Source organism: Kitasatospora sp. NPDC058406, assembly GCF_042722765.1.
Taxonomy (GTDB): domain Bacteria; phylum Actinomycetota; class Actinomycetes; order Streptomycetales; family Streptomycetaceae; genus Kitasatospora.
This window is the reverse complement of record NZ_JBHXKE010000470.1, coordinates 1-2,497: the sequence shown is the minus strand read 5'-3', so window position 1 is coordinate 2,497 and position 2,497 is coordinate 1. Positions and strand designations below refer to the sequence as shown.

Annotated in this window: 2 protein-coding genes; both read left to right on the top strand. The window is 75.3% G+C overall.

Going from position 1 to position 2,497, the window contains the following annotated elements:
- Positions 1 to 155 precede the first annotated feature (155 nt).
- Entirely contained in the window at positions 156 to 890 is a 735-nt protein-coding gene (locus ACFWOG_RS40590; RefSeq protein ID WP_380364751.1) for a vancomycin high temperature exclusion protein, read from the top strand.
- A 68-nt stretch (positions 891 to 958) separates the two neighbouring features.
- Complete coding sequence (locus tag ACFWOG_RS40585; RefSeq protein WP_380364749.1) at positions 959 to 2,422, top strand: DNA polymerase IV; 1,464 nt, start codon at positions 959 to 961, stop codon at positions 2,420 to 2,422.
- Positions 2,423 to 2,497 lie beyond the last annotated feature (75 nt).

Genomic DNA, 2,497 nt, shown 5'->3' with positions numbered 1-2,497 from the left:
CCGCTTCTACCACATGGCCGGGGGGTTCTTTGTTGTTTAAACCACCCACCACCCGCTTGTCCTCACCCGCCACCGCCCCCCGCGGCGGCCCCGCCGTGGCCCCCGCCGGGCCCCGCGGTTTCGTCGTGGCCGGTGAACCGACAGAGGGAGGGCACGTGCGCTTCGGTTCCGGAATCCCCGGCCTGGTGGTGCGGAGGGCGGTGCGGCTCGGCGTCCGGTTGCGGCGCAGGCGGGCGCAGCGCCGGTTGTTCCAGCTGGTGACGGTCTGCTGCTCGCTGGCGCTGGCGCCGAGCGCCTGGCTCTGGTTCTCGGCGGGGGAGCGGGTGGGCACCGTGGCGACGGCGCCGCAGGCGCCGGTGGCGGTGGTGTTCGGCGCCGGGCTGTTCGACGGCAGGCCCTCGCCCTACCTGGCGCACCGGCTGGACGCGGCGGTCGAGCTGTTCGAACGGCGGAAGGTCCAGGCGATCCTGGTGACCGGGGACAACGGCCGGGCGAGCTACGACGAGACCGAGGCGATGCGGCGGTACCTGATCGAGCACGGGGTGCCGGACGTCCGGGTGGTCGGGGACTACGCGGGGTTCGACACCTGGGACTCCTGCACGCGCGCGCACCGGATCTTCGGGGTGGAGCGGGCGGTGCTGGTCAGTCAGGACTTCCACGTGCGGCGGGCGCTGGCACTCTGCCGGGCGGCCGGCATCGAGTCGTACGCGGTGGGCGTGCCGGAGGCGCGGGACCTCACCTGGCTGTACGGCGGGCTGCGGGAGATCCCGGGGGCGGGGAAGGCGGCGCTGAACGCCTGGCTGCGGCCGGACCCGCTCTTCCTCGGGCCCCGCGAGCCGGGCCTGCCGAAGGCGCTGGCTGACGCGGGGGCCGGTCCGGTGCGCGGGTAGGGCCCGCCACCGGGGGGGAGACGGCCGGGTTCGACCGTGCTGTCGGACCCGTGCGGCATGATCGGCGGGTGCGGTCACTGCCGAGCATCATCCACCTCGACATGGACGCCTTCTTCGCGGCGGTGGAGCAGGCGGCCAAGCCGAGCCTGCGCGGGAAGCCCGTGGTCGTCGGCGGGCTCGGCGGGCGGGGGGTGGTGTCCACGGCGTCCTACGAGGCGCGGAAGTTCGGGGTGCACTCGGCGATGCCGATGGCGCAGGCCCGTCGGCTCTGTCCGAACGCGGCCTTCCTGGCCGGTCGCTTCGAGGCCTACCGGCCGGTGAGCGAGCTGGTGATGGGGCTGCTGCGGGAGCTGTCCCCGCTGGTGCAGCCGCTCAGCCTGGACGAGGCCTTCGTCGACCTGGAGGCGGGTCCCTACGGTCCGCTGCTGGCGGAGGCGGAGCACCGGACGGGCGAGCGGCTGGTGCTGGCGCTGGCGGAGGACCTCCGCGCGGACATCCGGCGGCGGACCGGGCTGACGGCCTCGGTGGGCGCGGCCGGGTCCAAGCTGATGGCCAAGATCGCCTCCGAGCAGGCCAAACCGGACGGGCTGGTGATGATCGAGCCGGGCCAGGAGCGCGCGGTGCTCGGGCCGATGCCGGTCCGCGCACTGCCGGGGATCGGTCCGGCCACCGAGCAGGTGCTGCGCCGGTCGGGGCTGAACACGGTGGCCGATCTCGCCGAAGCGGGGGAGAACGAGCTGGTCCAGCTGCTGGGGAAGGCCCACGGGGCCGGCGTGTACCAGATGTCGACGGGGCTCGACGACCGGCCGGTGGTGGCCGACCAGGACGCCAAGTCGGTCTCGGTGGAGGACACCTACGAGGTGGACCTGGCCGATCGGGAGCGGATACTGCGCGAGGTGGGGGCACTGGCGGCGCGGTGCGTGCGGCGGCTGCGGGGTGCCGGGCGGTCGGGGCGGACGGTGGTGTTGAAGGTGCGGCGGTTCGACTTCTCGACGCTGACCCGCTCCGAGACGCTGCGCGGGCCGACGGACGACGAGACGGTGATCACCGAGACGGCGCGCCGGCTGGCCTCGCAGGTGGACATCACGGGTGGGGTGCGGTTGCTGGGCGTCGGAGTGTCGCAACTGGCCGACTACACGCAGGAGGACCTGTTCGCGCAGGCCGTCCGGGAGGAGGCGGAGGCTGCCGGGCACGAGGCCGGTGCGGACGAGGAGGCGGAGGCCGACCGCGCGGAGGAGGCGCCGGCCGTGCGGCGCTGGCTGCCCGGGCAGGACGTGCACCACGCCGAGTTCGGGCCGGGGTGGGTGCAGGGCAGCGGGGTGGGGCGGGTGACGGTGCGGTTCGAGACGCCGTGGAGCGGGCCGGGGCGGGTGCGGACCTTCGGGGTGGAGGATCCGGCGCTGGAGCCGGCCCCGCCGCTGCCGCTGGGCGGGAGCGAGCCGGGGCCGGAGCGCGCTGGTCCGGGGAGCGGAGGCCAGGGAAGCGGTGCGGACGGTGGTGGTGCGTCCGGACGGGCGGGGACCGAGGGCTGAGGGGCGGGGACCGAGGGCTGAGGGGCGGGGCCGGGGGACGGGGACGGCGCTGCCGGGCCGGGACATGAAGCGGCC